At 36.3% G+C, this 25,645-nt stretch carries 25 protein-coding genes; 19 read left to right on the forward strand and 6 right to left on the reverse strand.

Going from position 1 to position 25,645, the window contains the following annotated elements:
- Window positions 1-2 precede the first annotated feature (2 nt).
- The 6 genes from walK (at window position 3) to IGK03_RS05285 (ending at window position 6,866) form a co-directional block, all read left to right on the forward strand.
- Window positions 3-1,832 (forward strand): cell wall metabolism sensor histidine kinase WalK, encoded by a 1,830-nt coding sequence (gene walK, locus IGK03_RS05260; protein ID WP_002357946.1) that lies wholly within the window; start codon window positions 3-5, stop codon window positions 1,830-1,832.
- Window positions 1,829-3,139, forward strand: coding sequence for a YycH family regulatory protein (locus tag IGK03_RS05265; protein ID WP_002385989.1), 1,311 nt, complete (start codon window positions 1,829-1,831; stop codon window positions 3,137-3,139). The genes walK and IGK03_RS05265 overlap by 4 nt, the downstream gene beginning before the upstream one ends.
- Window positions 3,139-3,993 carry a two-component system regulatory protein YycI gene (locus IGK03_RS05270; protein ID WP_002365516.1) on the forward strand — a complete coding sequence of 285 codons (855 nt, stop codon included), beginning with the start codon at window positions 3,139-3,141 and terminating at the stop codon, window positions 3,991-3,993. Before IGK03_RS05265 ends, IGK03_RS05270 begins: the two co-directional genes overlap by 1 nt.
- Before the next feature lie 56 nt (window positions 3,994-4,049).
- Window positions 4,050-4,856 (forward strand): MBL fold metallo-hydrolase, encoded by an 807-nt coding sequence (locus IGK03_RS05275; RefSeq protein WP_002357943.1) that lies wholly within the window; start codon window positions 4,050-4,052, stop codon window positions 4,854-4,856.
- Between the two features lie 210 nt (window positions 4,857-5,066).
- Window positions 5,067-5,981: a permease gene (locus IGK03_RS05280; protein ID WP_002357942.1), complete on the forward strand. Its 915-nt coding sequence runs from the start codon at window positions 5,067-5,069 to the stop codon at window positions 5,979-5,981.
- A gap of 18 nt (window positions 5,982-5,999) precedes the next feature.
- Window positions 6,000-6,866: a TIGR03943 family putative permease subunit gene (locus IGK03_RS05285; RefSeq protein ID WP_002382171.1), complete on the forward strand. Its 867-nt coding sequence runs from the start codon at window positions 6,000-6,002 to the stop codon at window positions 6,864-6,866.
- 51 nt (window positions 6,867-6,917) lie between these two features.
- Here IGK03_RS05285 and IGK03_RS05290 read toward each other — a convergent pair whose 3' ends face one another.
- Window positions 6,918-7,418, reverse strand: coding sequence for a threonine/serine exporter family protein (locus IGK03_RS05290; protein WP_025188862.1), 501 nt, complete (start codon window positions 7,416-7,418; stop codon window positions 6,918-6,920).
- 5 nt (window positions 7,419-7,423) lie between these two features.
- A complete protein-coding gene (locus IGK03_RS05295; protein ID WP_002357938.1) occupies window positions 7,424-8,176 on the reverse strand; it encodes a threonine/serine exporter family protein in 753 nt (250 codons plus the stop codon).
- A gap of 435 nt (window positions 8,177-8,611) precedes the next feature.
- Between IGK03_RS05295 and ireB the strand changes: the two genes are divergently transcribed.
- The 4 genes from ireB to IGK03_RS05315 all read left to right on the forward strand — a co-directional run bounded on the left by ireB (window position 8,612) and on the right by IGK03_RS05315 (window position 10,992).
- Window positions 8,612-8,881 (forward strand): regulatory phosphoprotein IreB, encoded by a 270-nt coding sequence (ireB, locus tag IGK03_RS05300; protein ID WP_002357937.1) that lies wholly within the window; start codon window positions 8,612-8,614, stop codon window positions 8,879-8,881.
- Entirely contained in the window at window positions 8,878-9,300 is a 423-nt protein-coding gene (gene ruvX / locus IGK03_RS05305; RefSeq protein ID WP_002357936.1) for a Holliday junction resolvase RuvX, read from the forward strand. Before ireB ends, ruvX begins: the two co-directional genes overlap by 4 nt.
- A 37-nt stretch (window positions 9,301-9,337) precedes the next feature.
- Complete coding sequence (locus IGK03_RS05310) at window positions 9,338-9,643, forward strand: DUF1292 domain-containing protein (protein WP_002357933.1); 306 nt, start codon at window positions 9,338-9,340, stop codon at window positions 9,641-9,643.
- Window positions 9,644-10,143: 500 nt separating this feature from the next.
- Window positions 10,144-10,992 carry a helix-turn-helix domain-containing protein gene (locus tag IGK03_RS05315; RefSeq protein WP_002385984.1) on the forward strand — a complete coding sequence of 283 codons (849 nt, stop codon included), beginning with the start codon at window positions 10,144-10,146 and terminating at the stop codon, window positions 10,990-10,992.
- 71 nt (window positions 10,993-11,063) lie between these two features.
- Here IGK03_RS05315 and IGK03_RS05320 read toward each other — a convergent pair whose 3' ends face one another.
- Together IGK03_RS05320 and IGK03_RS05325 are read right to left on the reverse strand one after the other, a co-directional pair.
- On the reverse strand, window positions 11,064-12,233 hold the full coding sequence (locus IGK03_RS05320; RefSeq protein ID WP_033921766.1) for an NAD(P)-dependent malic enzyme: 1,170 nt from the start codon (window positions 12,231-12,233) through the stop codon (window positions 11,064-11,066).
- 31 nt (window positions 12,234-12,264) lie between these two features.
- On the reverse strand, window positions 12,265-13,590 hold the full coding sequence (locus IGK03_RS05325) for a 2-hydroxycarboxylate transporter family protein (RefSeq protein ID WP_016617210.1): 1,326 nt from the start codon (window positions 13,588-13,590) through the stop codon (window positions 12,265-12,267).
- 147 nt (window positions 13,591-13,737) lie between these two features.
- Between IGK03_RS05325 and IGK03_RS05330 the strand changes: the two genes are divergently transcribed.
- The 3 genes from IGK03_RS05330 (at window position 13,738) to IGK03_RS05340 (ending at window position 17,490) form a co-directional block, all read left to right on the forward strand.
- The gene (locus IGK03_RS05330; protein ID WP_002371305.1) at window positions 13,738-15,288 is read left to right on the forward strand and encodes a Spo0B domain-containing protein; all 1,551 of its coding nucleotides are present in this window, start codon (window positions 13,738-13,740) and stop codon (window positions 15,286-15,288) included.
- Complete coding sequence (locus IGK03_RS05335; protein WP_010713498.1) at window positions 15,269-15,961, forward strand: response regulator; 693 nt, start codon at window positions 15,269-15,271, stop codon at window positions 15,959-15,961. Before IGK03_RS05330 ends, IGK03_RS05335 begins: the two co-directional genes overlap by 20 nt.
- A 185-nt stretch (window positions 15,962-16,146) precedes the next feature.
- Window positions 16,147-17,490, forward strand: coding sequence for an NADH peroxidase (locus tag IGK03_RS05340; RefSeq protein ID WP_002357926.1), 1,344 nt, complete (start codon window positions 16,147-16,149; stop codon window positions 17,488-17,490).
- A 52-nt stretch (window positions 17,491-17,542) separates the two neighbouring features.
- Here IGK03_RS05340 and IGK03_RS05345 read toward each other — a convergent pair whose 3' ends face one another.
- Window positions 17,543-18,454 carry an LCP family protein gene (locus IGK03_RS05345; RefSeq protein ID WP_002385983.1) on the reverse strand — a complete coding sequence of 304 codons (912 nt, stop codon included), beginning with the start codon at window positions 18,452-18,454 and terminating at the stop codon, window positions 17,543-17,545.
- A 277-nt stretch (window positions 18,455-18,731) separates the two neighbouring features.
- Here IGK03_RS05345 and alsS point away from each other — a divergent pair, with 277 nt between their 5' ends.
- From alsS to IGK03_RS05360, 3 genes are all read left to right on the forward strand, one after another.
- Window positions 18,732-20,384, forward strand: a complete 1,653-nt coding sequence (alsS, locus tag IGK03_RS05350) for an acetolactate synthase AlsS (protein ID WP_010713497.1) — start codon at window positions 18,732-18,734, stop codon at window positions 20,382-20,384.
- Window positions 20,385-20,395: 11 nt separating this feature from the next.
- Window positions 20,396-21,100, forward strand: coding sequence for an acetolactate decarboxylase (gene budA / locus IGK03_RS05355; RefSeq protein WP_002366507.1), 705 nt, complete (start codon window positions 20,396-20,398; stop codon window positions 21,098-21,100).
- 149 nt (window positions 21,101-21,249) lie between these two features.
- Window positions 21,250-22,332: a PA2928 family protein gene (locus IGK03_RS05360; RefSeq protein ID WP_033921761.1), complete on the forward strand. Its 1,083-nt coding sequence runs from the start codon at window positions 21,250-21,252 to the stop codon at window positions 22,330-22,332.
- A 114-nt stretch (window positions 22,333-22,446) separates the two neighbouring features.
- Here IGK03_RS05360 and IGK03_RS05365 read toward each other — a convergent pair whose 3' ends face one another.
- Window positions 22,447-23,208: a WxL domain-containing protein gene (locus tag IGK03_RS05365; RefSeq protein WP_025188861.1), complete on the reverse strand. Its 762-nt coding sequence runs from the start codon at window positions 23,206-23,208 to the stop codon at window positions 22,447-22,449.
- A 230-nt stretch (window positions 23,209-23,438) separates the two neighbouring features.
- On the opposite strand from IGK03_RS05365, the gene IGK03_RS05370 reads away from it, so the two are divergent.
- The 3 genes from IGK03_RS05370 (at window position 23,439) to IGK03_RS05380 (ending at window position 25,635) form a co-directional block, all read left to right on the forward strand.
- Window positions 23,439-23,819, forward strand: coding sequence for a hypothetical protein (locus tag IGK03_RS05370; protein ID WP_002393185.1), 381 nt, complete (start codon window positions 23,439-23,441; stop codon window positions 23,817-23,819).
- A 207-nt stretch (window positions 23,820-24,026) separates the two neighbouring features.
- On the forward strand, window positions 24,027-24,863 hold the full coding sequence (locus IGK03_RS05375; RefSeq protein WP_002382189.1) for an ABC transporter permease: 837 nt from the start codon (window positions 24,027-24,029) through the stop codon (window positions 24,861-24,863).
- Window positions 24,856-25,635, forward strand: coding sequence for an ABC transporter permease (locus tag IGK03_RS05380; RefSeq protein WP_002357916.1), 780 nt, complete (start codon window positions 24,856-24,858; stop codon window positions 25,633-25,635). The genes IGK03_RS05375 and IGK03_RS05380 overlap by 8 nt, the downstream gene beginning before the upstream one ends.
- Window positions 25,636-25,645: the final 10 nt, after the last annotated feature.

The raw sequence follows: 25,645 nt of genomic DNA on the forward strand, positions 1-25,645 counted from the left end.
GTATGAAGAAAAAAGTTCACTTTTTTCAATCTGTTAATTTTAAGATTGCTTTATCATTTATTCTGCTGTTACTGATTGCGATTCAAATCATTGGTGGCTATTTCATTCGTGAATTGGAAGCCACTACAATTTCCGATTTTAAGAAAAATATGGATTCCCAAGTTGTCCAATTGTCAAATACGTTAAGTACGCAGATGAGCAACAAAGATCTCGAACGTAGTGATGTTGATGCAAATTTAAAAAAAGCGTTATCTGATTTTTCAAATGCAGATATTTCTGAAGCGAGAATTGTCGATGATAAAGGGATTATTCGGGCAACCAATGATTTAAATCAACAAAATATTATTGGGAAAAAGAATGATTATCGTGATTTAAATGACTTTACGAGTAAAAAATATCAAGCTTTAGATAATGATAAACGCGTGTATGTGAATGTTCAGCCGATTCAATCGCCTACTGGGGAAACAGTGATTGGTGTCCTTTATGTGAAAAGTAATTTAGAAAATAAATACCAAGAAATTACCAACACAGCAAGTATCTTTTTCACTGCTTCTATTATTGCCGCAGCAATCTCGATTATTGTGACCTTACTGATTGCACGATCAATCACGAAGCCGATTGGTGAAATGCGCGAGCAAGCCATTCGAATCGCTCGTGGTGATTACGCTGGAAAAGTAGAAGTCCATGGAAAAGATGAATTAGGCCAATTAGCAGAAACATTTAATCAATTATCAGAACGGATTGAAGAAGCACAAGAAACAATGGAAGCAGAAAGAAATCGTTTAGATAGTGTCTTAACGCATATGACAGATGGTGTCATTGCGACGGATCGCCGCGGAAAGGTGATTACGATTAATGAGATGGCCCTTTCATTATTAAATGTAAAAAATGAAAATGTGATTGGGACCTCGTTATTAGAGTTGTTAGATATTGAAGAAGATTACACATTGCGGAAGCTGTTAGAAGAGCCAGATGAACTGCTGATTGATCGCTCAACGTCTGATCGTGAAGAAGACCAAATGATTATCCGGGTAGACTTTACGATGATTCGTCGGGAATCAGGATTTATTACTGGCTTAGTTTGCGTACTGCATGACGTCACAGAACAGGAAAAAAACGAACGGGAAAGACGGGAATTTGTTTCCAATGTTTCTCATGAGTTGCGAACGCCTTTGACAAGTATGCGTAGTTATATAGAGGCTTTAAGTGAAGGAGCTTGGGAAAACCCTGAGATTGCGCCGAATTTCTTAAAAGTCACGTTAGAAGAAACCGACCGGATGATTCGTATGATTAATGATTTGTTAAATTTATCTCGGATGGACTCTGGGAATACACATCTTCAATTAGAATATGTGAATTTTAACGAATTGATTAATTTTGTCTTGGATCGCTTTGATATGATGATTGAAAATGAGCAAAAAAATTACAAAATTCGCCGTGAATTTACTAAACGCGATTTATGGGTAGAATTAGATACAGACAAAGTAATTCAGGTTTTAGACAACATTTTGAACAATGCGATTAAGTATTCGCCAGATGGCGGCGTCATTACCTGCCGACTAGTTGAAACACATAATAATGTCGTCTTTAGTATCTCGGACCAAGGTTTGGGCATCCCTAAAAAAGATCTCGGGAAAGTCTTCGAACGTTTTTATCGTGTGGATAAAGCACGTGCGCGAGCACAAGGTGGGACTGGTTTAGGTTTAGCAATTTCTAAAGAAGTAATTCGGGCCCATAACGGGAGTATTTGGGTGGAAAGTACAGAAGGTGAAGGATCGACTTTCTATATTTCACTACCATATGAACCTTATGAAGAGGATTGGTGGGAATGATGAAATTATCAGAATGGATTACAAGAATTGGCTTGATTTTGATGGTCATTTTAAGTATATATTTTTCAGTCAATATCTGGCTGAATTCTGCCAAAAAAATACCAGAAATGAAGTCGGGAAGCCAAGTCACAACAGCTGTCAATGAAAAAGCCATTGGCGATGTCTATTTACCTTTGCAATTGATTCGAATAACTGATGGAAAAGCGATGCAAAGTAATCGTGAAACATTAATTAGTAATGTTCAAAATGATATTAAAATGGCTACGTTTGGTAAATTGACACAAGTTGTGACAAAAAATGCAGAGCAACTTAAGCGCTACAACCAAATGGAACAAGGCATTGAACTTCTTTATCAAGGTCCCTTTTTAATCTCGGACTATGCTTCGATTTATAATCTATCCATTAATTTTACTAACTTTAATGAGTTGACGGACCAGTATTTTACGAAAATTCAATTGGATTTTAACGAAAATAAGATACGTTTTTTAGATTATGATCAAGCCAACGTCTATGAAGCACCTATGACTGTCAATAAGGCGCGCTTAATGGGAATTATCAATAAAGAGGGATTACAATATCAAGACGTTTCCGAAAATACGCTAACCAAACAAGGGCAATGTTATTTAACCAATGATATGAAGTTGAAAAAGTACAGTTATATCTTAGCTTCGCAACCAGTTACTCGTTTTAGGAATGCTTTTTTCAATGAAACGGAAGATATCCAAACCAATGAAGACAGTCAAGACTTAACCTATACGAGTAAAGAAGAACGATTGTTTGCAGAAGAAAAACTGGGGAAAATCGATTTTAAAGGGACCTTGCCAGAAGAGAATAAACGGGACTCAATCTATAATCAAAGCTTTTCTTATGTAAAACGTTTAGGAACCAATATGGGGAATTTACGTTACTTTGATCGAACGAAAGATAGTGTCAATTATCGGACTTTTGTGGAAGGTTTCCCAGTGTTCAGTAATGATTTAAAAGGCCAAGTGGATATTCGCATCACGAACAACGATGGTGCTGCACCAAGCGTAACCATTAACACAAGTGTGAATACAATCCAAGTGCCGATTCCTTCAGAAGAAGAAGTGACGCTGGAAAGCACGGAAAAATTGATTAAGCGTTTAGAAACGGCTGGTGCTAAAAAGGAAAAAATCCAATCGGCTGTTATCGGTTATACGTGGCAGACAATTGAAGAAGTCAAACAAGTCGTTGATTTAAGTCCGGAATGGTATGTCCTTTATAACAACAATTGGTACACTGCAACGGACTTGGTAAAACAATTACCAAGCTTGGAGGTGGGCTAATGGATTTTAAACGAATTGAGTGGATTTTCTTCTTAGCATTTTTAGGATTAAATATCTTTTTATTTGGAATTTATCGGGAAGGTCAACAAGAGGAGAGCAACGTCTCTTCTTCCAGCCAAACAGAATCGATTGAAAGTCGGTTGGAAAAAGATAACATCTCGTATAAAGGGACACTTTCTTCAGAACGATTGGAAGGCTATTATTTAAGTGGCGAACAAACCAATTTTTCTGCTGCTTTAAAAATCCAACGTGAAAAGAATAAAAACTTTTTGAGAAATGGGCTGCAAATTGCGGATAATACTTTAACGAGTGTACCTAGTAAAAACTATTTTATTGATCCTAAGAAAATTGATAAAGATTTAAGTACCTTCTTAAATGAAAAAAATGCTTTATTATTCGGAGACGAATATCAATACTTACCAGAATTTTCTCATTTAAAAGAGCCGACGGCAGAAATTGTGGCTGCACAATCATATAAAGGAATTCCCTTTAGAGACGACACGGCAAAATTAAGTATTTTAGCAGATACGTCAGGTGAATTATGGAAAATTAGTAAATATTCGCAAACGCACATTGAAAATATTGAAGAGTTACGAGACAAAACGGATTTATATTCCAATCGTGATGCGATAGACACGCTCTATATGAATAACCGGATTCCTAGTAATTCCAAAATAACATTCATTAAATTGGCCTATTCAAGAATTTATAAAATTCGTGAGAAAAATGTATACGTTCCAGTCTGGTTTGTAGGAATTTCTACTGGTGAAGATTCAGTTGAAATTGAACAGGTGAATGCCGTAAGTAATACCATCATCACAAATAATACTGTGCCAAAGGTGGAAAAACATTAAGGTCCGTTGTATAATGAAACACGTTAATGTTGTAATGTAGAAGGGAAGAGTTTTAAATGGATTCAGAGTTTGCTTTTAATATCAGTGTTCTTGCCAGTGGCAGTACAGGCAATTCCCTTTTTATTGAAACCAACCAAAAGAAAGTATTAGTAGATGCGGGTTTAAGTGGCAAAAAAATCACTTCACTGTTAGCAGAAGTCAATCGCAAACCAGAAGATTTAGATGCGATTTTAGTTACACATGAACATCGGGATCACATTCACGGCGTTGGCGTGTTAGCGCGAAAATATAAGTTAGATGTTTATGCTAATGAAAAAACGTGGCAAGCGATGGATCCCATGATTGGCAAAGTCGATGTCGCTCAAAAACATATTTTTGAAATGGGCAAAGTTTTGACCTTGGGAGATATGGACATTGAAAGTTTTGGTGTCTCACATGATGCGATTGCGCCTCAATTTTATCGTTTTCATCGCAATAATCGTTCCTTTGTTGTTCTAACGGATACAGGTTATTGTAGCGATCATATTCGTGGTACGATTGAAAATGCAGATGCTTATTTAGTCGAAAGCAATCATGAAATTGAAATTTTGCGAGCAGGACCTTATCCATGGAGTCTTAAACAACGGATTTTAGGAGATAAAGGCCATTTATCCAATGATGATGGTGCTCTTGTGATGGCGGATGTATTAGGTGATAAAACAAAACGCATTTATTTAGGTCATCTTAGCAAAGAAAATAATACGAAACTTCATGCGCGAATGGCCATGGAGTCTACTTTGAAGCAAAAGGATTTAGGCGTCGGTGAAGCATTTAAGGTATATGATACAGACCCCGATTCAGCCTCAGAGTTATTTCAAATTTAGAATAATGGTGGTTTATCAGTTTTTGAGCGTGGAGCAAAAATCCAAAGTGATTTTTGTCCCATGCTCATTTTTTGTTCTTTTATCCAGCTGGTTTGACAGAGACATCGGTGATAATATTTTTAAACTCTTAGTTAATTTTTTGACAAATACTTGTGTTTGTCTGGTGTTAGGAGTATAGTTAACTAGATTTTTACTAGTGGGAGGTCTATAATGTTTCAATTTTTACCAAACTCTGTTTTACAAATGAGCACTATTTTTCTTTCGATTATTATCGAAGCATTGCCTTTTGTCATGTTAGGTTGCTTGATTTCAGGCGCTTTACATGTTTTTTTAACACCAGAACGAGTAAAAAAAGTGTTACCTAAAAATAAATTTTTATCAATTTGTGTAGGGAGTTTCCTAGGGTTTTTCTTCCCTTCTTGTGAATGCGGGATTGTACCCATTGTGCATCAATTTGTTAAAAAAGATGTACCAACACATACCGCTTTTGCTTTTATGTTGACGGCACCAATCATTAATCCAATTGTGCTATTCTCAACATACGTAGCCTTTAGTGGCGCAACAAAATTTGTGATTTGGCGAGTTTTAGGCAGTATGATTGTCGCGTGGGTTATCGGCATTTGGTTAGCTTATTTTCGAAAAGAATCAATTTTAACAGAAAAAGAGTTGGCGCAGATTAAAGAAGAGCAGGTTGCTCATACGCATGAACACGTTGATGAAGCTCGTTCATTTTGGAAAAACGGCTGGTCAGCGTTAACCCATAGTATTGATGAATTTTTTGATACGGGTCGTTATTTAATTTTTGGTTCCTTGTTGGCAGCAATCATGCAAACCTATATTCCAACTGGTGCACTTATGCAACTGGGCCATTCAAAGATTTTAGCGATTCTAGTCATGCTAGTCATCGCTGCTACTTTATCACTTTGTTCAGAAGCAGATGCATTTATTGGTTCTTCTCTTTTGAGTTTGTTTGGAACAGGACCAATTGTCGCCTTCCTAGTTTTTGGTCCAATGGTAGATATTAAAAATTTATTGATGATGAAACGTTATTTTAAAATGTCATTCATTGTACAATTTGTTTTGATAGTGGCGCTTGTCGTAACTATTTATGCGGCAGTAGTTTAGAAAGGAGGCCTACAATCGATGATACGATTTATTATTTTAATTGGATATATGGGTTTGATGATGTATCTTCAAATTTCAGGTGAGCTGAACCAATATATCAATATTCATTATAATTACTTAGCTGTTTTATCAATGGTTTTAGCTTTTATTATGGCGATTGTCCAATTGATTTTGTGGAACCAAGCAGATCCATCAATGCAAAAAAAACATGAAGACATGCACCATCATGGGGGACATGAACATCATGGCCATCAGCATAATTTGGAAAAACCCAGCCAAAGAGGGCTTGCCTATTTACTACTTTCTTTACCGTTGATTGTTGGCTTATTATTTCCGACAGTTAGTTTAGACACAACAATTGTTGAAGCAAAAGGCTTTAACTTTCCGGTAAGTAAAGAATCAGTAGGGGATCCTGATATGCAAACGCAATATTTGAAACCTGATACAAGTATGTATTTCAATAAGACGGATTATGACAAGCAGATGGCAAAAGCCATGAAACAATATGATGGCCAATCTGTGATTTCAATTACGGATGAAAACTATTTGGAAATTATGGAACTAATCTATAATTATCCAAGTCAATTTGCAGGAAAAAGGATTTCTTATAAAGGCTTTGTCTATAATTCAAAACGAGAAGAAAGTGTTGACCAATTTGTTTTCCGTTTTGGGATTATTCATTGTGTCGCTGATTCTGGTGTTTTTGGCTTGTTGGTTCATTTTCCTGAACATACTCAATTTCAAAACAATGATTGGGTAACGATTACCGGAACCGTTGAGTTGTCCTATTATCCACCATTTAAACGACAAATACCAACTGTGCAAGTGGAGAAAGTCAAAGCAGATCAAGCACCAAAAAATCAATATGTCTATCGTTCCTTTTAAAAAAAGTTGGTTGCTTCCTTATCAAATGGAAGCAACCAACTTTTTTGCTGTCTATTTTTTAATTTTGTTGCGCTTACGACGAATAAAACCCAAAGATTCTCTTTTTTCCCGAAAGCTGCGGATATTCTGATTGAAAACCTCAGAAACGACTAAGCCTAACGCAATTGCCCCAGCAATCATTACAGCTTGCACGGTAAAATAGGCACCTTTTTCATAATTGCCAATTACGATATTCCGAACAGCTTGATAAGCTAAGCCACCAGGTACCAATGGAACAATACCAGGAATATTAAAAATCGTGACAGGCATTTTCAATATTTTTGAGAATAGGTAGCTTACTGCCGCAACACCGACAGCACCGATGAGGGAACCTAATGCCGCATTTCCACTAAAAACTTCAACGATTACCCAATAAAGCATCCAGCTTACACTACCAGTTAGACCACAAGCCACCAGTGATCGTCGAGGAACATTAATAATAATCGCAAACGCCGCAGAAGCTAAAAAACTAAAGATAAATTGTACCAAAACGATTCCTAGCAAGTAAGTCACTCCTTTTAATAGAAAAGTTGAAAGACAAAAGCAATACCAAAACCAATCATTCCTGAAGTCATTAATGCTTCAGTCCCACGAGAAACACCCGATAAGTAGTGTCCGGCTAGCAAGTCGCGAAGAGCATTGGTAATTTGCACACCAGGCACTAAAGGCATGACACAACCAATGATGATTAAATCTTGTGATTGTCCGAGTCCCAATTTGACTGAAAGAATAGCGGCTGCACCAATAAACAGCGAAGCTAAAAATTCAGATAAAAATTTAATCTTGAGAAACTTTAAACTAAAATAATAAAGACTATAGCCGCAACCACCAATCAGAAAAGTCAAGAACAAATCGGACCAGACACCACCAAAAAGAATCATAATTGTAGCGCTGACAACGGCCGCACTAACAATGCGTGCGCTAATTGGAAAATGTCGGTGTTCACTATCTATCACTTTTAGTTTATTCAGTAATTCCTCTAAAGAAAAATCACCAGCCACATAAGCACGAGACAGCTGATTCACACGAGAGATTTTTTCTAAATCAATGCCACGTTTCATTACTTGAACCATACGAATCGTGGAGGTTCCATCTATGCCAACAAATAACCCGGTTTGTGTCACATAGCTAACCATTCGATAGTTGCCAGAAGCAAGCGCAATTCGGCTCATTGTATCTTCAACACGGTACATTTCTGCATCGCTTTCTATCATAATTTTACCAGCTAACAAACAGGTTTCTAAAAGTAAATCCAAATGAGCAGGAGTCATTGAGCAAGCCTCACTTTATGTATTTTCTTCTAGTGTACTACAAACGAACCAAAAAGAGGAAATAAATAACAGCTGCAATCGAAAATTTACATCGTAAACAGATTGTTAGCGAATTGTAACATTAAAAGGCTGATATTATTTAATCATAGATATTTAAAAGTTTTTAAAAGAAAAACGTCGATTTTTTCGCAAAATGAATTGGAGGGAAAGGTGATATTCTGGCGATTTAGCAGAGTTTTATTCTTGTTTTATAAAGTTGTGTATTTATTTTTATAATTTTAAAATTATCGATGGCTGTCATTTTTTTGCGGAGTCTTTATTAATAAAAGACTAAGAAATAACAAAAAAGAGAGAAGGAGAAGAAATTTTGTTTGTAGTTTCGGTTCTTTTCTAGTAAAATGAAATTGTATAAAAGTAGAAGTGAGGTGTAGTAAAATGGGTTTTACAGACGAAACAGTACGCTTTGATTTTGATGATAATCGAAAAAAAGCAATCAGTGAAACGTTAGAAACCGTATATCGGGCATTAGAAGAAAAGGGATACAATCCTATTAACCAAATAGTAGGGTATTTACTTTCTGGGGACCCGGCTTACATTCCTCGTTATCAAGATGCTCGAAACTTAATTCGTCGTCATGAACGTGATGAAATCATGGAAGAATTAACCAAATATTACTTAGCGAACCACGGAATCGATATCAAATGAGGATCATGGGGCTAGATGTAGGTTCACGGACAGTCGGTGTGGCTGTTAGTGATTTATTAGGTTGGACAGCGCAAGGCATCGAAATTATTCGCATCAATGAAGAGGAAGAGAACTTCGGCTTTGAGCGATTAGGTGAATTGGTGAAAGAATACGAAGTCACGAAATTTGTCGTAGGTTTACCGAAAAACATGAATAATTCCATCGGTCCTAGAGCTGAAGCATCCATGGCATATGGTGATAAGATTCAAGAATTATTTCAATTACCTGTTGACTATCAAGATGAACGATTAACAACTGTCCAAGCAGAGCGTTTCTTGGTGGAGCAAGCAGATGCTTCAAGAGCCAAAAGAAAGAAAGTCATTGATAAACTAGCGGCAGTAATGATTCTACAAAATTATTTAGATGCACATAGCCGATAATTATCGAGCTTTGAATACATCAAGGGAGAGAAGAAGAATGACAGAACACAACCACGATCATGATCACGAAGGACATGAACACATTACTTTAGTAGACGAACAAGGAAATGAAACATTATACGAGATCTTACTAACTGTTGACGGTCAAGAAGAATTCGGTAAAAATTATGTTTTATTATATCCAGCAGGAATTCCTGAGGATGAAGATGTTGAATTGCAAGCTTACTCATATGTGGAAAACGCAGAAGGTACAGAAGGCGATTTACAGCAAATCGAAACAGACGCTGAATGGGATATGATTGAAGAAGTTTTCAATACATTCATGGCTGAAGAAGAAGAGTAAAACTGTAACGAGAGAAGCGCTACTTCTCCTATTGAGAAGTAGCTTTCTTAATAATAATTGTTATAATGTACATGTTGTTTCTATCATAAGATACTATCACTATCATTGAGTGTGGTGGATAAAGAAGGACAGCATTGTCTAGTTTTACAAGATGTTGTAAAAACGTAACATCCTTGTAATGACGTTAATTTGGCAACTATCTAGCATAATTTATAATTTGTGTTATACTAAGTATGAGGTTTTGGAAATACTGTTAATTTTATAATATTAAATAAAAAAATGGCTCCACCTACTGGCATAGGTAGAGCCGTCAGAAATTCAGTTAAACAAACACGTAATTATTGGTGTGGTGCATTGCCACGAACTGAAATTCCAGTTAATAAAGCAAGTAAATCAAACATATATTTCACCTCCTTTATTATGATAGCTTCATTATAACATTATCTGTAAAATGATGGTATGTTTAATACAAAAAAAATAGAAAGATTGGAGTTTTGACTGTGAGAGTAGCGGGAGAAAAAATCAAAACAGCGCGTAAAAAGAAAAAATTATCGCAAGCTGAATTGGCAAAAGGAATTTGTACACAAGCAACAATTAGTAACATTGAAAACAAAAATGTGTGTGACAGTTTAGACATTTTCTCATCTGTATGTCTACGTTTAGACTTACAAGTAGAAGAATGTATCGAAGGTTCTAGTGAGAAAAAACTCGAAAGCTTATTAAATAAAGTAGAAGAATTATGCTTTTACTTTAAGCACGATGAAGCCTATGATTTGTTGAAAGACTATCCAGATGATATCGAAAGTTCAAACAGAATTTTAGAAACAAAATTTTTCTATTATAAAGGAATTACGAGTTTATTAGGTAAGAAAAATAATAGCGAAGCATTGTTCTATTTACATCGTGGTTCTGAAATTAGTCGTGATATTAATATTTATAATATTTTGAGTATGAATGCGATCGGTATTTTATATGAATTAGAAGATGATATTGAAAAAGCAAAAGTTTATTACGATAAATCTTTACAATTGCTAAGCGAATTCAAATTAGATTATCCATTAGAGCAATGCCGTATTTATTATAATACCGCAAAATTCTATTCATTAATTAAAGATTATGCAAAGAGTATTGAATTAAGTGATAAAGGAATCGAAATTAATCGGACGCACAGTTCTATTTACTCTTTAGATTGCTTATTATACGAAAAAGCGTTTAATAAACAAATGCTAGGACTAGATGCTGTTGAAGATTATCGTATTGCGTACTACTTTACACGTTTCTTTGAAAATAAAAAATTACTTACTTATATTGAAAAAGATATGCAAGAGTTTAACATCAGTTTTAAATAATGAATTATCGTTTCAGATTTTAAAAAGAACAACCTAACTCAAGAGGAGTTAGGTTGTTCTTTTTTCTCTTTTTAATTTGTTTCTTTGACAGCGTTACGGACGCTTTCGGCGACGACTTTTGCGACTCCTTCTTGGAATGGATCGGGAATAATATTGGTCGGCGTGAGTTCATTATCGGGAATCAATTTTGCAATACCTTTGGCAGCGGCAATTTGCATTTCAATCGTAATCTTTTTCGCCCGAGCATCTAAGGCACCACGGAAGATACCAGGGAAGGCTAACACATTATTAATTTGATTCGGAAAGTCACTACGACCAGTTCCGACAATATAAGCGCCTGCCGCTAAAGCTTCATCAGGAAAAATTTCAGGAACTGGGTTAGCCATTGCAAAAATAACTGGCTGCTCATTCATCTGTTGAATCCACTGGGGTTTTAAAACACCTGGTGCTGAAACACCAACAAAGACATCAGCGCCTTCAAGAGCAGTAGCTAAATCACCAGTACGATGTTCCCGATTGGTTAGCTTCGCAATTTCTGCGTGGTGTGGTGGCAGAGCTGTATCTGTTTCGCTCAGAATCCCTGCACGGTCAACAATGATAATATGTTTTACACCAGCAGCTAAAAATTTTCTTGTGATCGAAAGACCAGCGGAGCCACCGCCGTTGATTACCACATGAATGTCCTCTATTTTCTTGTTGATTAATTTTAAGCTGTTGTACAAAGCCGCTAGAACAACAATCGCTGTCCCGTGTTGATCATCATGGAAAACGGGAATATCTAGTTCATCGATTAAACGCTGTTCAATTTCAAAACAACGAGGAGCGCTGATATCTTCCAAGTTAATTCCCCCAAAGGTTGGAGCCAAAAATTTCACCGTTTGAATAATTTCTTCAGTATCTTGTGTATCTAAAACAAGGGGAATCGAATCCACACCAGCAAAGCGTTTAAACAATGCAGCTTTTCCTTCCATGACAGGCATCGCTGCTTCAGGACCAATGTTACCTAAACCTAAAACTGCTGAACCATCACTGATAACGGCGACGGTGTTTTTCTTTGTCGTTAATTCGTAAGCGCGTTCTTTTTTTTCATGTATGGCAGAAGAAACAGCCGCAACACCTGGTGTGTAGGCAATTCCTAAATCTGCTTTTGTTTCAATCGGAACTTTAGGGCAGACTTCTAATTTTCCCCCAAATTTTTTTGCTTGCTCAATCGCTAATTCTTTTACATCTTTTGTTGACATATCATTTTCCTCCTAAATAATTCACTTATAGTTAAAAAAGCATTCTAAAAATAGCAGTCATTGTTATTACTGTAATGGCACCGCCTAAACGTGTCGCAACTTGTGCAAACGGCATTAAGTTCATTCGATTGGCTGTACTTAAAATAGCCACATCGCCAGTCCCACCCATACCACTCTGGCAAGCGGAGACAATGGCAGCCTCAACGGGATTCATATTCATGAAGCGTGAAACGGAAAATCCTGTAGCAATAACAGTGAAAACGACACTAATTACCACAATAAAATATTGCCAGCTAAGCATTCCTACGACATCTTTTAAAGGAATATATAACATACCTAAGCCGACCATTAACGGGAACGTAAAATTGCCAGAGATAAATTTATAAAGCTGTTTTGATCCGCGTTGGGTTTCTTTCGGTACTACGTTTAAGTATTTTAAAAAGGCTGCGACAACAATCATCAAAACAGGACCAGGAAAGCCTGTTAAGTGTTGCAATAAACCGCCTGTAATAAATAAGGTACACGCAATTAAAACACCAGCACCCATTAATTTTACATCAATTGGTGCTTTGTCTTCTTCTAAAGCATCACTTAAATCATCTGAATTAGTAATTTTGATCAACTGACCTTGTCCAGAAAGTTCAGGGCGTTTTTCTCCTAAACGACTAAGTAAACCAGAACACATAATAGCAAAAAAATTACCAATAATGGTTGCGGGAATTAATTGCCCCACTAATTGTTCACTTGGCAATCCAGTAATGGCACTATAACCAAGGGATAAAGGAAGAATGCCTTCACCAATTCCACCAGCTAAAACAGGAGTGACAATATAGAAAAGGCTATGTTTCCAACCGAGACCTAACAGCGTTCCAACTAGGGTCCCAACACCCATTGCTAAAATCATTCCTAATGCCATCGGGACAATCATGCGCATTAAACCTTGGACTAAAATTTTGCGGTTCATTCCAAGGATACTTCCACAGACCAAACATGCAATATAGAAATAGAGAAAGTTTGCTTGTTTCATTAAAATATCTGTTGAGTCTAAGACATTTTGGTTGAGTAAATTGAAAAAGACCATAATTGATGGTACTAATAAAGATAAAATTGCGGGACCGCCAAAATGTTTCAAAATAGGAATATTTCCACCAATTGTTCCAAGTAACCAACCCATTGTTAAAATTACGGCAAAACCACCTAACATATTGACTGGTAGTTGTTCTAATAGAGCCGTAACAAGAATAATGCTAGCTGTTACAAGATAAACAGGTAACGTAACCGAACCAATCCTCGTTTTGGTTAATTTGTTGCGCCAATCTGTTTCATTAGCAGCTGTTGCGTGCAATTTCTTTTCCATGCTATTTCCTCCTATAACTTTAATCTATATTCATCATAATGTAAACGTTTTCTGCAGAGTAGATTATTTAATTAATTTAACTAAAGAAAAGTTTTTTAACCAAATCTTCCTATGCTATACTTTATTTGAAGAGAAAAGAGGGATGGAATGAAGCGTGGCGGGAAATTATGGTGCTTCTTATCAGTGATTTTTATTGCAACATTAATTATTATGATTACTTTCTTTTACGGAGTAACGACGGTCCAAACAATTAAAGAAGTTCGTAAAAACCAAGAGCAAGCACTTTTAGCCGTCGGGGAACAGTTGGCTATTGAACCGAATGTTATTGAAGCCTTAAAGAATGATCACTATTCAGATGAATTGGAAGCGTATACGGTTCGTTTAGGTGAAATCCATCAGTTGGATTTTATCGTGATTATGAATATGCAGGGGATTCGTTTAACACATCCTGATCGCCAAAAAATAGGTAAGCATTTTGAAGGTGGCGATGAAGTGCGAGCATTAAAAGGGGAGGAACATTTGTCTGTTAGTCAAGGGAGTTTAGGAGAATCATTACGAGGTTTTGTCCCAGTCTATGATCAAGGAAAACAAATTGGGGTTGTGGCAATGGGCATTAAAATGACCTCGCTTTCACAATTGATTGAACGAACAAAAAATGATTACACAGTGAGTGTCCTTTTAAGTGTTGGTTTTGGCTTTATATTAGCCATCGTGGTTTCTTATTATTTAAAAAAACAACTTCACGATTTAGAGCCAAGAGAAATTGCTCGTCTATTAGAAGAGCGAAACGCCATGCTTGAGGAAACGAAAGACGCAATCCTTGTGATTGATACCGATCAAAATATTTTATTAGCAAATATTGAGGCGACTAAAATGTATCATAATATAACAAATAGTGAAGAAAATTTACTAGGAAAGAAACTTTCAGCATTGGTTTTATCTCCTGAAAAATTAGTCGTACATTCAAAAACAGAGCAATTCTATCGTCAAAATGGCCAGGATTATTTCGTCTCAATCGCCCCGATTAATGTCCGTAAAAAAACAATTGGGCATGTTATCTTTCTGAAAAATGCGACGGAAACGTTTATTGTCGCAGAACAGCTTGTCAGCACAACGACATATGCTTCGGCATTACAAAGTCAATCACACGAATTTATGAATAAGATGCATGTCATTTATGGCTTAGTCGATTTAGAAGATTACGAGGCGCTAAAACATTATCTAGCCGATTTATTGAAACCAGAAAAGGAATTTGCACAGCGCTTAGCTATTTTGGTTAGGAATCCTATTTTAGCAGGTTTTTTAAGTGGGGAAAGAATCAAGTTTGCAGAAATTAAAACACAATTAGCTATTGAAATTTATCCAGAAATTCCACCAAATAAACGAGATGAAGATACGCAAAATTTGATTGCTATCTACCGTTATATTCATCGTTTCCTGATGGAACAACCGTTACCAGAAGAGATCATTGAAACCATTGATTATCAGCCAGGAAGTTTGACGACGACTTATTCGTTTGCTTATCCAAAAGAACAACTGGAACGCTTTGAACAAGAGTTTTTCACTTCTTATTTGGCAAGATTATTAGAGAATGCGGAAGCGACATTGACTTGGGAAAACCAACAAAACAATTGGCTTGTCCTTCGCATAAATGTTCATTACGAAGGAGCAGAGGAAAATGAACCTATTGATTATTGAAGACGATCCTATGGTTGCATATATACATCAAAAATATCTTGAAAAATTAATTCACCAACCGACTATTTTTACGGCGGCAACAATTGCTGAAGGTCTACAACTAACGAAAGAAAAACAACCAGCACTTGTTTTATTAGATGTTCATTTAAAAGATGGCAATGGCTTGACCTATCTGGCAACAATTAGAGATGAAAAAATTGACACAGAAGTTATCCTGATTACGGCTGCCAACGAGTTAGAAAATGTTAAACGAAGCTTACATTTAGGCGTTTTAGACTATTTAGTTAAACCCTTTTCTTTTGAGCGATTTCAACAAAGTATCGAAAACTATCAGAAAAAAGCTGCTCAATTCACGCTGGAAACGAAGGAGCTTTCGCAAACAAAAGTGGACCAATTGTTTCATTCTTCACAGACAAACGCACGTAAAAATGAACAAGATCTTCAAAACATGTCCTTAGAAAAAGGACTAACACAAGCAACATTACAATTATTGTTAAAAAAAATAGACGAATTTACCGACTATTTTACGATTCAAGAATTATCAGAAGCGAGTCAGCTTTCACATGTTTCTGTTCGCAAATATGTGTTGTTTCTAGAAAAAAATAACCTTTTAGAAAGTAAAAATAGCTATTTAAAAGTGGGGCGTCCCTATCAATCGTATCGGAGAATTTAGTATTTTTTATTTTTTAGTAAATAAAAAAAGTAATTGAAAAGTGGCGAAATACAGAGGATACTCCTTTTTATTCTCATTTAAAGAACTTAATTGAGAATGGAAAAGAGGATATTACTTGTTATTTTTTGAGAATATATGATATTCTTTATTATGTAAGAAATAATATTATATGGGAGGAACGAGCGATGAAAGTTATTGTTTTAGGATCATCACATGGAGGTTATGAAGCGGTAGAGGAATTACTAAATCTTCATCCTGATGCAGAAATTCAATGGTATGAGAAAGGTGATTTTATCTCATTCTTGTCTTGTGGCATGCAGTTGTACCTAGAAGGAAAAGTGAAAGATGTTAATTCTGTTCGCTATATGACTGGCGAAAAAATGGAGAGTCGTGGTGTGAATGTCTTTTCTAATACTGAAATTACAGCGATTCAACCAAAAGAACATCAAGTGACAGTGAAAGATTTAGTGTCAGGTGAAGAACGTGTTGAAAATTATGATAAATTAATCATCAGTCCCGGAGCTGTCCCATTTGAATTAGATATTCCAGGTAAAGATTTGGATAATATTTACTTGATGCGTGGTCGTCAATGGGCCATTAAATTAAAACAAAAAACAGTAGATCCAGAAGTCAATAATGTGGTTGTGATTGGTAGTGGTTATATTGGGATTGAAGCTGCCGAAGCATTTGCAAAAGCCGGTAAAAAGGTTACCGTTATTGATATTTTAGATCGTCCATTAGGGGTGTATCTAGATAAAGAATTTACAGATGTTTTAACAGAAGAGATGGAAGCTAATAATATTACCATTGCAACTGGTGAAACAGTTGAACGTTACGAAGGCGACGGTCGTGTGCAAAAAGTCGTTACAGATAAAAATGCGTACGATGCTGATTTGGTCGTTGTAGCGGTTGGTGTCCGTCCAAACACTGCTTGGTTAAAAGGTACCTTGGAATTACATCCGAATGGCCTAATCAAGACGGATGAATACATGCGGACAAGTGAGCCGGATGTATTTGCAGTAGGGGATGCTACGTTAATTAAATACAATCCTGCAGACACAGAAGTAAATATTGCCTTAGCAACGAATGCTCGTAAACAAGGTCGCTTTGCTGTGAAAAACCTAGAGGAACCAGTTAAACCTTTCCCTGGTGTTCAAGGATCTTCTGGCTTGGCCGTCTTTGATTATAAATTTGCTTCAACAGGGATTAACGAAGTCATGGCTCAAAAATTAGGAAAAGAAACAAAAGCGGTGACAGTAGTAGAAGACTACTTGATGGACTTTAATCCAGACAAACAAAAAGCTTGGTTTAAATTAGTGTATGATCCTGAAACAACACAAATTTTAGGCGCTCAATTAATGTCGAAAGCAGATTTAACTGCAAACATTAATGCTATTTCATTAGCGATTCAAGCCAAAATGACGATTGAAGACTTAGCCTATGCGGACTTCTTCTTCCAACCAGCGTTTGACAAACCTTGGAATATTATTAATACAGCGGCTTTAGAAGCGGTGAAACAAGAACGTTAATAGAAGAGAAAATAAAACCCATGAGTATTTATAGTACTCGTGGGTTTTATTTTTATTTTGTATTCAATTGATTTTTCAACTCTTGTTGGACACGAGTTAATTCTTGTTCATCCACACGTTGATAGGAAACACCATCTTGCATAAAACCAGTACCTTGAAGTTGGTCTTGTTTCACTTTACCAAAGGCACTGCGATAATCTAAGGCAATTTTTTTCATGTCATCAAAACTTAAATCTGTCTTCATATTATCAGAAACAGCTGTTAAAATTTCTTGATAGTTGCTCACGCTATTAAGACTTAAGACTTTTTGGACGATGCCTTCAATCACTTTTCTTTGCCGTTCTTGGCGGCCGTAGTCACCATTAGGATCTTCGTAACGCATTCTTGAATAGGAGAGTGCTTGTTCACCATCCAATGAAATTTTACCAATCGTAAAATCATATCCGTCTTGAGAAAAAGTCAGATTATTGTTCACTTCGATTCCGCCAACCGCGTTGACTAATTCTTTTAAACCAGCCATATTAATTGAAACATAATGATTAATAGGTATATTTAAATAGTTTTCAACTGTGTCCATTGCTAAAGATGCGCCACCAAAAGCATAGGCGTGATTCAATTTATCTTGTTTTCCTTGACCTGGAATATCAACATAGGTATCGCGAGCAAGACTGACTAAGGTTGTTTGCTTGTCACGAGGATTAACTGTTGCAACAATTGTTGTATCCGAACGACCTTGCTCGACACGCCCATCATCGCCTGTATCAATCCCTAATAATAAAACAGAAAAAGGCTCCTTATTGTTTAAATTGACCTGACTTTTTTTAGATCGTTCTACTGTTTCATAGGTTTTATCCATTGATTTAGAAACATCCCAATAAAGTTTTGCTCCCATTCCAACAACTGCAAGAAATAGAACCAAGATAATTCCAAAGATAATGGCAAAAATTTTCTTCCCTTTTGACATATTTTTCCTCCAATAATTTATCACAGGTTGTGATTTTTTTCTTATAGGTTAATCTTACTAATTTTTAGTGAAGAAGTATATAATAATTGTTGAAAGACTATAAAACTTTAAGGTATTTTGCATTATTTTTGCTTAATCTTTTGAAATATCTCAATTCTATTAAAATATGCGAATTAGTATATTACACGTTTTCAAGGTGTTTCATTGTTGATTAATTAGAATTTTAGTGGTATTTTTGTATTTGTAATTAGTACAGATTTTAATTGGAGGTATAACAGTGAGTAAAAAAGGATCAGATATCATAGTAGAAAGTTTAATCAATCACGAAGTGCCCTATATTTTTGGGATTCCTGGTGCAAAAATTGATGGGGTTTTTGATGCATTAGTTGACAAAGGCCCAGAATTAATTTTAGCTCGACATGAACAAAACGCTGCCTTTATGGCACAAGGGATTGGTCGTTTGACGGGAGAGCCCGGCTTAGTTATTGCAACTAGTGGACCTGGTGCCAGCAATTTAGCAACTGGGTTAGTAACTGCGACTGCAGAAGGGGACCCTGTTTTAGCATTGGCTGGACAGGTGAAACGGTCCGATTTGTCAAAATTAACTCACCAAAGCATGAATAATGCTGCATTATTTAGTCCAATAACAAAATTCAGTACAGAAATTCAAGATCCAGAAACATTATCTGAAAATATTGCCAATGCTTACCGTATCGCCAAAACAGCGAAAAAAGGTGCAACGTTCTTATCGATCCCACAAGATGTCACAGATAGTCTGGTGACAGGCGAAGCAATTAAGCCTTTGTCGGCTCCGAAACTGGGCCATGCATCAGCAGAAACAATCGCAGCTTTAGCTGAACGAATCAAGCAAGCGAAATTACCTGTTTTACTTTTAGGAATGCGGGCCTCTGCACGAAAAGTTACCGCAGCCATTCGTGAATTGGTTGCTATAACTGGTTTGCCAGTCGTGGAAACGTTCCAAGGAGCAGGCATTATTTCAAAAGAATTAGAAGAACATTTCTTTGGGCGTGTTGGTTTATTTCGAAACCAACCTGGGGATCGTTTGTTAAAAAGAAGTGATTTAGTGATTGCGATTGGTTATGACCCAATTGAATATGAGGCACGTAATTGGAATGCAGAAAAAGATGCGCGCGTTATTGTTATTGATGAAGTTCAAATGGAAATTGACCAATATATGCAACCGGAAGAAGAGCTAATTGGTGATATGTCTAAAAATATTTTGAAATTATCAGAAGCATTTAGTGAACCAATATTAACAGAAGATGCGCAAGATTATTTAGAAACGCTTCAAGAAAAATTAACGATTAAAGAAGTAAAAACAAGTACAATTGAAAATCGATTACATCCATTAGAAATTGTTCAAACGCTTCAAGAAAAAACCACGAATGAAATGACAGTTACTGTTGATGTAGGGAGTCACTACATTTGGATGGCTCGCCACTTTAGAAGTTATGAACCGCGTCATTTATTATTTAGTAACGGTATGCAAACATTAGGTGTCGCTTTGCCTTGGGCAATCTCGGCTGCGCTGGTTCGTCCGAATACACAAATTATCTCTGTTTCTGGGGACGGCGGTTTCCTATTTTCGGCGCAAGAATTAGAAACAGCGGTTCGTTTAAAGCAAAATATCGTGCATATTATTTGGAATGATGGTAGTTATGATATGGTTAAATTCCAAGAAGAAATGAAATATAATCGATCCTCTGGCGTAGATTTTGGTCCAGTTGATTTTGTGAAATATGCTGAAGCTTTTGGAGCCAAAGGGGTTCGAGTACATTCACAAGCAGAATTTGCCGCAGCTTTAGAAGAAGGAATGCAAACAGAAGGCCCAGTGATTATTGATGTTCCTGTGGATTATTCAGATAATCAAGAATTAGGTAAAACATTGTTACCAGATCAACTTTATTAGGAGATGGAAAAATGAGCGAACAATATGTTTATCAACATGGTACGCTAGGCGGTTTAATGGAAAGTTTGATGGCAGGAACGGCAGAAATTGGTACGTTACTCACGCAAGGTGATTTTGGAATTGGGACATTAGAAGGCTCAAATGGCGAAATTATTTTATTGGACGGTATATTGTATCATGCGAATCAAACTGGCGAAATTACTATTTTAGAAGGCGAAGAATTAACGCCATATGCCGCAGTTACTCGTTTTCAAGAAGATGGCGCATTCCCTGTATCAACGGAAACCGATGAAAATATTAAAGCACAAATTTTAGAAAAAATTAGTCCTAATTTTTTTGCGGCAATTAAAATTAGCGGTCTTTTTGCGAAGATGCATGTCCGTGTGGCACCTAAACAAGAAAAACCATATCCACCATTTGTAGAAGCAGCACGCAATCAACCTGAATTTACAGCGGAGAATATTCAGGGAACAGTTGTAGGGTTCTTTACACCTAAATTATTTCATGGTGCTTCTGCTGCAGGATTTCATTTGCACTTTATCAGTGAGGATCACCAATTTGGTGGGCACATTCTTGATTTTGGCATTAAACAAGGGACTGTTTCGTGGATGGAAGCAGCAGAATTGCGGCAGCATTTTCCAGTTCATGATGCTGACTATCGGAATAAAGAAATTGATATTGCAAAAGCTTTGTCCGCAATTGAAGAAGCGGAATAACAAGGCACATTTCTCCACGCCCATTCAAGTTGACCTAGTTAGTCAACTTGAATGGGCTTATTGCTGCTCGTCGCTTTTTGTTGTTATTTTTCAAAAAAAAATAGTATCCTTTTTATAATAAGCAAATAACAATTGGAAAGGATGGCGTAATGGACACACTTTATAGAAGTTGGCAATTGTCTGGTTGGCTTTATCATGATATTTTTGTCATCATTGTAGCAATTATTTTTATAGTAATTAGTGGTATTTTGGTTATTTCCTTAATAAGAAGGCGGAGTACAAGGCGACTGGTTCCCTATGCGTTAATTTTGTTGGTTTATCTTGCAGTGGTACATTTTGCTGGTTTAATCTTTTTCGGAATGTTTCGTTCAGTAACGATTGAAGAGAAAAGTGCGACGTTTTATTCTGAAAAAACGAAAGGCTTAACTTCAATCGAGCGAATGATTATCCCAAATGGACGAACGAATGGCATTAGCACCAGTAACTCATTGTTCCAAGTGATTTCTGTTAATAGTCAGACGGGCGAACGAATGTGGAGTAAACGTTTAGGTTGGCGTGATTATTTAATTGGTCAAACAGATCAATATGTGGTTTTGAATAATGCTGATAACGAGGCCATTTACTTACTCGATACAAAAACAGGGAAAAAACAGTTTTCTGAAGCGGATTTAGTGAAGAAATTCCCTGAATTAAAAGACTATTTAAGCTCTGATTTCGTTGATTATCGTTTTATGGATAATCGCTATCTCTATATTTATGGATTAAACAATCGATATTATCAATTAGATTTGAAAAATTGGCAGTTAAAACAAGATCCAACTTTCAAAGAAGTCTTTCAAACACAAGAAGCGCCTAAATGGACGGTAGATTCAAATGAGAGTCAAATTGGTCAAAAGCTGTCATCGGAAGAGCGTACAACAGTGCAAGGAAAACTAGAAGAGCAACTAATAGCACCAGTTTTATTAGGCAAGCAAGATGAAGCGAATTATTATGTTCTGTCATACAAGAAAAGACAAAGTAATCAAGCGATAGTTGGCTTATACAATTGGCAGAAAAAAACATACGAGTGGCAAACACCGTTGCTTTTAACTAAAGAAAATGTACCTATTGAAGCTTTTCAAGTAGAGGATGCGTTATTCATTAAAGTCCCGCGTTATTTATACAAAATTAACCTGAATAATGGTAATCAAGAGTATCAGTTTGATTACCGTTGGGGCCAAGTGATTCGTTAAACGAAAAGTGGTAAAGCATGCTTAGACAAATAGAAGGAGCAAATAGTCCTTATGATATAAAAAAACGCTTAGAAGAGTAGTGATTCCGCTAGTTTTCTAAGCGTTTTTTTTATTTTATGCAGGTCCAGAGATTAAATTCCAGATAATCGAACCTGTATATGCGCCAGGAAATAATTGTGAAACAGGGGTTTGGATTGCAAGAGAAATATCGGTCATGCGGCCGCTCCACATTCCTTGTCCTTTTCTATCACCAGCGTTACTCATTAAAGTCGCACCGTTACCGATAATAATTGGGTTGGTCGGGAAGTCGGGTGCAGCAGGATCTTCTGAAAAATCCAGTCCATACATTGTATTTGTCATAAAGAAACGCCTTAACGTTTTGTCATAGCGGGCATAGCCGCCTGTTAATTGAAACGTAATGATGCCTAGTAAAGAATGAGCTTCGTTTCGCATGTGTGGGATTTCAGCAGTGACATGCCAACCAGTTAAGGCTCCGCGAACATCCCCCATCCCGAAGTGTCTCATTGTATGAGTATTGCCTTCAGAAGGTCGTATAGGAACTGACGTTAAATCACCAGAAATCGCTTGGGTTTCAAAAGTAAATTCTTTCGGAATAAAGAGCAAGTCAAAACTAGTGTTAGGATTTTCTAAGTCAGGATCAATGGCATCGTCAACCGATTCATCGCCAGGCAGCCCTCCAAGTTCTAGTTCAACTGAAACCGGCGTTTTTCCAGAACGGGTGGCAAAAGAAACCGATGGGTCAAAAGTAAAGAGACTGAATATTAGAAACAAGGCTGCCATTGATTGATAAGTGAGTAGATTTTTTTTATTCAAGAAAGTTCCTCCTTTAGGTGCTGATAATATAAGTATACGCAAAAAGAGCTGTTTTTATTTATCAGTAATTTACAGGGAATTCGAAAATATTGAGACAAATAGTTTTTAATATTAGTTGAGAAAGGTGAGTCGACAATTTTTACTTGTTGATTCTGTCTTTTTTGAGCACCATTCGTTATATCAAGCATGCTAAAATATAAAAGAAATCATCAGGTATCACTAATGAAAAGGGAGAGGAGGAGAAAACTTTGAGTAAGTGTTTGGGGTTGTTGATGATTTTATTTGTATTATCTGGCTGTTCAGGAAGTAGGGATTCACAACAGGAAGTCGTTATAGAAAAGTCTGCTAATAATGACAAAGTAAGACAATTTGTCGATCAAAAAAATCCGCATTTAGGAACGCAATTAGAAGCAGAATCTTATACTAAACAGGAAGCGATTGAATTTTTACAAAATGGTTTAGGGATACCAACGAATGACTCGGCGTTTCATTATACGTTTAAGCAGTCAAATAAAGGAAGTTATGTTGTTCAAATTATATCTGAAAAGAATAGTGTCTCAAAAGAGAATGAATTGTTCGGATATTATCAGGTGTATCAAGATGGTATTATAGTGAAAATGATGGAAAAGGATCAAACGTTCCAAGAAAATTAAGTGATAAATAAAAAAGTTGACAAAAAACACAAACAGTCTTGTTTGTGTTTTTTTGTTTAATGTTCGTGTTTTATTTTTTAATAACCTTTTTCGAAAAAATATACGAACGTTCGGGTTTAAAAACGAACAAAAAGATGAAAATGTGTTGAAATATACGTTTTCCTTGCGTATACTGATGAAGTGAAAAAACGAACGAGGAGTGTACGAATGAACAAGAAAGTTCCTTATTTAATTGTGGCACCGGGGCTAGTACTATTATTATTTTTCTTAATGATTCCATTAATTACTAGCATTTTGCCAACCATTTTTACTGATCATGGCTTGACACTAAATCAGTATGTTACTTTTTTTAAAGATGACTATAATGTTTCAATTTTCTGGCGAACGATAAGAGTTTCGTTAATAGTGACGGGTATTTCAATTGTGTTGGGCATTCCAACGGCATACTTTATTGCTGGAGTTTCCAAAAAATGGCGTGGCTTTTTAATGGCTATGACCTTGTTTCCACTATTAACCAACTCAGTTATTCGAAGTTTTGCTTGGATTAACATTTTAGGAAAAAACGGTGTAGTGAATACGTTGTTATTAAAAACGGGCTTAATTGAGCAACCGCTGAATTTATTGTATACAGAATTTGCAATTATTATCGGTTCAGTGTATTTATTTTTACCGACAATGATTATGACCTTAGTTGGGGTTATGGAAAACATTGAAGGAGAAATGCTAGAAGCGGCTGAGACGCTAGGCGCCAATCCAATGACGGCTTTTCGGAAAATTGTTTTACCTTTATCAATTCCAGGCACCATTGTAGGAAGTATATTAGTGTTTACAGGAACTTTAACGGCTTATACAACGCCACAGCTGTTAGGTGGTAACCAAAAAATGATGATGTCGACCTTCTTATATCAAAAGGCTAATACTTTAGGTGATTGGCAATCGGCGAGTGTTCTTGCATTTATTATGATTTTAACAACATTAATTGTGATGAAAGGCCTAGACATGGTCGCTAAGAAAGTAGATCGGAGAGAAGCAAATCATGCGTAAGCAAAAAGGACTATCTGTTATTGCAATTCTAGTTTTTCTGTTTTTATTTTTACCATTATGTTTGATTGTGGTGACTTCTTTTGGAACAGCCGCAGCGATTCAATTTCCGATTAAAGGTTTTACTTTAGATTGGTACGCCAAAGCCTTACAATCGGAAACGTTTATGGACAGTTTTAAGTTAAGTTTGTTGATTGGGGTATTAGCGACTGTTTTAGCATTAATAGTAGGGATTCCGGCTTCCTATGCGCTGGCACGTTATTCCGTTCGTGGGCGCAACTTTATTAAAAGCTTTTTCTTATCCCCAACTGTGATTCCAGGAATTGTGGTCGGGTATACGTTATTTCAATATATTGTTATTAAATTAGGTTTGCCTGTCTTTCAAGGATTGTTAATGGGGCATTTTTTAATTAGTTTGCCTTATATTATTCGAGTGGTTGGGTCAAGTATGGAACAACTAGATTATTCAATGGAAGAAGTAGCTTGGACATTAGGTTGTACAAGATTGCGAGCTTTCATTCAAATTGTTTTACCCAATGTGTCTTCGGGAATTTTTGCAGCCTTTATGTTAGCATTTGTCAATTCGTTTAACAATGTTCCTGTATCGATGTTTTTATCAGGTCCCGGTGTGACGATGCTGCCTACTTCTTTATTAAGTTATATGGAATACAATTATGATCCAACTGTTTCAGCAATTTCTGTATTGTTGATGCTACTAACAATGGGCTTAATGTTTTTAATTGAAAAAACGTTGGGACTAGCTTCCATTGCCTAAAACATGGAAG

Origin of the sequence: Enterococcus sp. DIV2453a, from assembly GCF_050533535.1 — a bacterium.
Classification (GTDB): Bacteria; Bacillota; Bacilli; order Lactobacillales; family Enterococcaceae; genus Enterococcus; species Enterococcus faecalis.

Coding starts and splice junctions, on each gene's coding strand:
- IGK03_RS05345 (WP_002385983.1), bottom strand. CDS start 18,454: ATGTCAAAAGGGAAGAAAATTTTTGCCATTATCTTTGGAATTATCTTG.
- IGK03_RS05370 (WP_002393185.1), top strand. CDS start 23,439: ATGATTTTATTTGTATTATCTGGCTGTTCAGGAAGTAGGGATTCACAA.
- IGK03_RS05270 (WP_002365516.1), top strand. CDS start 3,139: ATGGATTTTAAACGAATTGAGTGGATTTTCTTCTTAGCATTTTTAGGA.
- IGK03_RS05275 (WP_002357943.1), top strand. CDS start 4,050: ATGGATTCAGAGTTTGCTTTTAATATCAGTGTTCTTGCCAGTGGCAGT.
- IGK03_RS05335 (WP_010713498.1), top strand. CDS start 15,269: ATGAACCTATTGATTATTGAAGACGATCCTATGGTTGCATATATACAT.
- IGK03_RS05380 (WP_002357916.1), top strand. CDS start 24,856: ATGCGTAAGCAAAAAGGACTATCTGTTATTGCAATTCTAGTTTTTCTG.
- ireB (WP_002357937.1), top strand. CDS start 8,612: ATGGGTTTTACAGACGAAACAGTACGCTTTGATTTTGATGATAATCGA.
- IGK03_RS05360 (WP_033921761.1), top strand. CDS start 21,250: ATGGACACACTTTATAGAAGTTGGCAATTGTCTGGTTGGCTTTATCAT.
- IGK03_RS05280 (WP_002357942.1), top strand. CDS start 5,067: ATGTTTCAATTTTTACCAAACTCTGTTTTACAAATGAGCACTATTTTT.
- IGK03_RS05325 (WP_016617210.1), bottom strand. CDS start 13,590: ATGGAAAAGAAATTGCACGCAACAGCTGCTAATGAAACAGATTGGCGC.
- IGK03_RS05330 (WP_002371305.1), top strand. CDS start 13,738: ATGAAGCGTGGCGGGAAATTATGGTGCTTCTTATCAGTGATTTTTATT.
- IGK03_RS05265 (WP_002385989.1), top strand. CDS start 1,829: ATGATGAAATTATCAGAATGGATTACAAGAATTGGCTTGATTTTGATG.
- IGK03_RS05375 (WP_002382189.1), top strand. CDS start 24,027: ATGAACAAGAAAGTTCCTTATTTAATTGTGGCACCGGGGCTAGTACTA.
- IGK03_RS05310 (WP_002357933.1), top strand. CDS start 9,338: ATGACAGAACACAACCACGATCATGATCACGAAGGACATGAACACATT.
- budA (WP_002366507.1), top strand. CDS start 20,396: ATGAGCGAACAATATGTTTATCAACATGGTACGCTAGGCGGTTTAATG.
- walK (WP_002357946.1), top strand. CDS start 3: ATGAAGAAAAAAGTTCACTTTTTTCAATCTGTTAATTTTAAGATTGCT.
- IGK03_RS05320 (WP_033921766.1), bottom strand. CDS start 12,233: ATGTCAACAAAAGATGTAAAAGAATTAGCGATTGAGCAAGCAAAAAAA.
- IGK03_RS05340 (WP_002357926.1), top strand. CDS start 16,147: ATGAAAGTTATTGTTTTAGGATCATCACATGGAGGTTATGAAGCGGTA.
- ruvX (WP_002357936.1), top strand. CDS start 8,878: ATGAGGATCATGGGGCTAGATGTAGGTTCACGGACAGTCGGTGTGGCT.
- IGK03_RS05285 (WP_002382171.1), top strand. CDS start 6,000: ATGATACGATTTATTATTTTAATTGGATATATGGGTTTGATGATGTAT.
- IGK03_RS05295 (WP_002357938.1), bottom strand. CDS start 8,176: ATGACTCCTGCTCATTTGGATTTACTTTTAGAAACCTGTTTGTTAGCT.